Here is a 4,080-nt window from a genome sequence, read left to right on the forward strand (position 1 = left end):
AGGGTGGCCTCTCGCTGGGCAGCCTTGCGCAGTTCATCGGGTCCCGAACCACTGGCGATGCGGGTCAGGTCGGTCTGGGCCTTCTCCCGGGTGGTGTGGTCCACCCAGCCGGGGAGTTTGGCGAAGAAGCCGCGGATCACCGCGACGTGCTCGGCGTTGATCCTGCCCTGAGCCTGGGCGTGGGCAACCTTGTCCAACTTCGGCTGCAAGGGTTCGCCGTTCAATGCGACCCGCGATCCGAGGTCGGTGGCTTCCTCGAGGCGGCGGCTGGCGTCCTTGGCCGAGATCCGCAACCGGATCTTCAACACGTCCTTCAGCGACTTCGCGCCCAGTTCGACCGGGGAGGCTTCGCGTTGCAGACGGGCCAGGAGACGGTGGGATTGGGTGGGGAGTTGTCGGGTCAGGGTCTCCAACTCCGAAAGCGCCGTGAGCAGTTCGGGGTGGGTCAGCGCGTCGGCACTGCAGGCGGCCACCGTGTCGTAGGCGGCACGCATCTGCGCGATCGCCTCGAGCAGGGAGCCCTCTTCCATGACTCGAACAATAGTTCGACCCACTGACAAGAAACCCGGCTTTGTGACACCTGAAACTCAAGTGACACAAGAGAATTGGAATGGCCGGGTTGTCGCTCATAGTCGGGCAATCCGAACTGTGCTCCCAGACACCTCCTTCAACGACCCCGCGCCGTCCGCGCCATACACCCCGGGGGCCGGCCAGGGCATTGGCGCGACAGCGGGGAAGAAGGACACACTGGAGCGATGGAGGCTGCATACGAATCGGGCTATACCGTCGGCGACTATCTGCTGGATCGGCTTGCCGAACTCGGCGTCACCGAGGTGTTCGGCGTGCCGGGCGACTTCAACCTGCAGTTGCTCGACCACGTCGTCGCCCATGACCGCATCCGATGGGTCGGCAACGCCAACGAACTCAACGCCGGGTACGCGGCCGACGGCTACGGCCGCTTGCGGGGCATGTCAGCTCTCATCACCACCTTCGGCGTCGGTGAACTATCCGCGGCCAACGCGATCGCAGGCAGCTACGCAGAGCACGTCCCGGTGGTCCACGTGGTCGGCGCCCCTTCGAAGGACACCCAGGTCGCCAGGCGCGTCGTTCATCATTCCCTCGGTGACGGCGACTTCGAGCGCTTCCTGCGGATGGCACGCGAAATCACCTGTGCGCAAGCGAATCTAGTGCCCGCCACCGCGACCCGCGAGATCGACCGGGTGCTCTCCGAGGTGCGTGAGCAGAAGCTGCCCGGCTATCTGATGCTCGCCACCGACGTCGCGGAGTTCCCCGTCGAGCCCCCGTCGGCGCCGCTGCCACGGTACGCCGACAACACCAGCCCGCGAGCGCTGTCGTTGTTCACCGACGCGGCCGTCGATCTCATCGGCACACATCAGCTGACGGTGCTCGCCGACCTCCTCGTGCATCGGCTGCAGGCGGTTCCCGAACTCGAGGCGCTGCTGAGCGCGGACGTCATCCCGCACGCGACCCTGATGTGGGGGAAGAGTCTCGTCGATGAGAGTTCGCCGAACTTCCTCGGCATCTACTCGGGCTCTGGCAGCCCCGAGGCGGTGCGCAGAGGAATCGAGGACGCCCCCGTCCTGGTGACGGCCGGTGTCCAGTTCACCGACCTGGTGAGCGGCTTCTTCAGCCAGAACATCGACGTGTCGCGCACCATCGACGTCGGCCCCTACCAGAGTGTGGTCGCCGGAAGGGTATTCGCGCCGCTGGACATGCGGGCAGCCCTACAGGCCCTGACCTCGATACTGCAACGGCGCGGGGTGCGGTCGACCCCAACTCCACCGGCCACTGCGGGAGGAGTCCCGACGCCGCCCGACCGCGACGAGCCCCTCACCCAGAAGTCGTTGTGGGACAGCATCGCCGGTGCTCTGGAGCCGGGCAACGTCGTCCTGGCCGACCAAGGGACCTCCTTCTACGGAATGGCCGAACACCGGCTGCCATCGGGCGTCACGTTCATCGGTCAACCCCTGTGGGCGTCGATCGGCTACACGCTGCCCGCCACCCTGGGTGCCGGCTTGGCCCAGCCCGACCGGCGGCCGGTTCTCCTCATCGGGGACGGGGCCGCTCAGCTCACTGTCGCGGAATTGGGTTGCCTGGCAAGGGAGAACATCCCCGCCGTCATCGTCCTGGTCAACAACGGCGGGTACACCATCGAACGCGCCATTCACGGCGAGGATGCCTACTACAACGACATCGTCGAGTGGAAGTGGCTGGACGTCTTGCGCACGCTCGGCGCTGGCGAGCACCTGGCCTTCCGCGCCCAGCATCATGGCGAGCTCGACGACGCGCTCTCGGAGGCGGCCGCGCACCGTGACGAGCTGGTGCTCATCGAAGCCGTCGTTGCGAGAATGGACCTGCCGCCGGTCCTCGCCGACCTCGCCGATTCCGCGGCATCGGCGAACGCGGTTCAGACCGCGGTCTGAATAGGAGCGTCCAGGGACAGGTGTTCGTGGATGCCGAGCCAGCGACCCTCGGGGTCACGGCGGAAGACGATCGTCTCGCGCTCGCGCTGTTCATCCTCCACGCCCGCCAACCGGGTGCGCACGCCATGGGTGAACACGGCCACGTCGTCGGTGACGAGGTCTACCCGGGGCTCGAGAGACCGACAGGAGAGTACTCGGAAGCCGTCGCGCTCCCAGTCGGCCCACATCGCCTCGTACGCAGCGCGGTTCGGAACCAACGCCGGTTCGGCGTGGAACAGGAACGTCGCCTCCGGCGCGAATGCGTCGAAGTACCGCCGGGTGTCGTGCGAGCCGAATGCGGCGACGAGCTCGGCTGCGGCTCGCAGGGCAGAGGATGGATCGGTTTCTGACATGCGGTGAGCCTAATCCGAACGATGGAGGGGATCACCGTTCGACGGGAATGCCCTCGGCGACCAGAATGGCCCGGATCGCCTCGATCTCGGCAGTGGTCAGCGGCAGCAGCGGGTCCGCGCAGCGAGGCGTGGCGATCACTCCACGTAGGTACTGTGCAGCCTTGAATGCGCCCAACGCGCCTGCGGTGAAGCCGATCCGGGTACGGTCCGCCACGTCGACGATGGCGAACACCCGCAGTAACCGCTCCTGTTCTGCCGCGGCAGCAACCCAGTCGCCCGCATCGGCCGCGCGGCCGAGACGGACGTAGCCGTCGGGGTCGACATTGCCCAGCCCGGGCACCTGGCCGTGCGCACCGAGCTGCAGGGCGAGATCGGTGACGGTCTCAGATCCCGTGAACACCCGTAGTCCGGTGGCCGCGGTCGACGCCAGGATCTGACGAAAGGCGGTGAGGTCGCCACTCGAATCCTTCAGACCCGCAATGGTTCCCGCTGTTGCCAGTTGTTCGACGGCAGCGCGGGGGAGTGGCGCGTGGGTGGCGCTGGGGATGTCGTACGCGATCACCGGGACGTCGACGGAATCCCGCAACAATTGAAAGTGGCGAACGACCTCGTCCGGGTGGGGTGCGACGTAGAACGGCCCCGTCGACACGACCGCGGCCGCACCGCGCTTGGCAGCCGCCCGGGCGTGATCGATCACTCGAGCCGTGCCGGTGTCGATCACCCCCGCCACCACGGGCACCTGTCCCGTGGCAACGCTCGCGGCTACCTCGATCGCCAGGTAGCGCTGGGAATCCGACAGTAGCGCGGCCTCGCCCGAGGAACCCCCGACGAAGAGGCCGTCGACGCCTGCCGTGATCAAGAATGCGCAGAGCCGTTCCAGCGATGATTCGTCGACCTCGCCGTCCGGGGTCAATGGCGTGGTGAGCGGTGGGATGAGCCCACCCAGTGAGCCGTCGTCGGCGGTCATCGCGAAGCACCCATCTCGTCGGTGACACCGGGGTCCGAGGCGCTGCGGCCGACCAGATTCGGAACGTCGAACCCGACCAGGATCGCGACCAGGATGGTGAAGCCGAGCGTGAGGACGGTCAGCGTGGTTCCGAGCCCGAGGGTGGATGCGATCGACGCGCCCATGATCGGGGCGATGGCTCCGCCTAGTGCGCCGACGTTGTAGCAGAAGCCCAGCCCACCCGCCCGGAGGTTCACCGGAAGGTGGTCGGACACGAACTTGGGCAGCAGGCCCGAGA

Annotated in this window: 4 protein-coding genes and 1 pseudogene; 1 reads left to right on the plus strand and 4 read right to left on the minus strand. The window is 67.1% G+C overall.

Going from position 1 to position 4,080, the window contains the following annotated elements; translation table 11 throughout:
• Positions 1-530: DUF222 domain-containing protein (locus ACRDUX_RS06935; RefSeq protein ID WP_526412294.1), on the minus strand; the 530-nt coding region annotated here is incomplete at its 3' end.
• A gap of 225 nt (positions 531-755) precedes the next feature.
• Here ACRDUX_RS06935 and ACRDUX_RS06940 point away from each other — a divergent pair.
• Positions 756-2,444: an alpha-keto acid decarboxylase family protein gene (locus ACRDUX_RS06940; protein ID WP_526412296.1), complete on the plus strand. Its 1,689-nt coding sequence runs from the start codon at positions 756-758 to the stop codon at positions 2,442-2,444.
• On the opposite strand, the gene ACRDUX_RS06945 is transcribed toward ACRDUX_RS06940, so the two are convergent.
• From ACRDUX_RS06945 to ACRDUX_RS06955, 3 genes and pseudogenes are all read right to left on the minus strand, one after another.
• Positions 2,429-2,836: a nuclear transport factor 2 family protein gene (locus ACRDUX_RS06945; RefSeq protein WP_526412298.1), complete on the minus strand. Its 408-nt coding sequence runs from the start codon at positions 2,834-2,836 to the stop codon at positions 2,429-2,431. The two genes, ACRDUX_RS06940 and ACRDUX_RS06945, sit on opposite strands and share 16 nt — an antisense overlap.
• Positions 2,837-2,867: 31 nt before the next feature.
• Complete coding sequence (locus ACRDUX_RS06950; protein ID WP_526412300.1) at positions 2,868-3,803, minus strand: dihydrodipicolinate synthase family protein; 936 nt, start codon at positions 3,801-3,803, stop codon at positions 2,868-2,870.
• A pseudogene (locus ACRDUX_RS06955) lies at positions 3,800-4,080 on the minus strand (MFS transporter); the annotation flags it as partial. The gene ACRDUX_RS06950 and the pseudogene ACRDUX_RS06955, both read right to left, overlap by 4 nt.

Origin of the sequence: Mycobacterium sp. (assembly GCF_050701675.1) — a bacterium.
GTDB lineage: Bacteria > Actinomycetota > Actinomycetes > Mycobacteriales > Mycobacteriaceae > Mycobacterium.

What these genes read in the sequence shown, in the direction of transcription:
- ACRDUX_RS06940 (WP_526412296.1), top strand. Translation starts at nt 756, where the DNA reads ATGGAGGCTGCATACGAATCGGGCTATACCGTCGGCGACTATCTGCTG.
- ACRDUX_RS06945 (WP_526412298.1), bottom strand. Translation starts at nt 2,836, where the DNA reads ATGTCAGAAACCGATCCATCCTCTGCCCTGCGAGCCGCAGCCGAGCTC.
- ACRDUX_RS06950 (WP_526412300.1), bottom strand. Translation starts at nt 3,803, where the DNA reads ATGACCGCCGACGACGGCTCACTGGGTGGGCTCATCCCACCGCTCACC.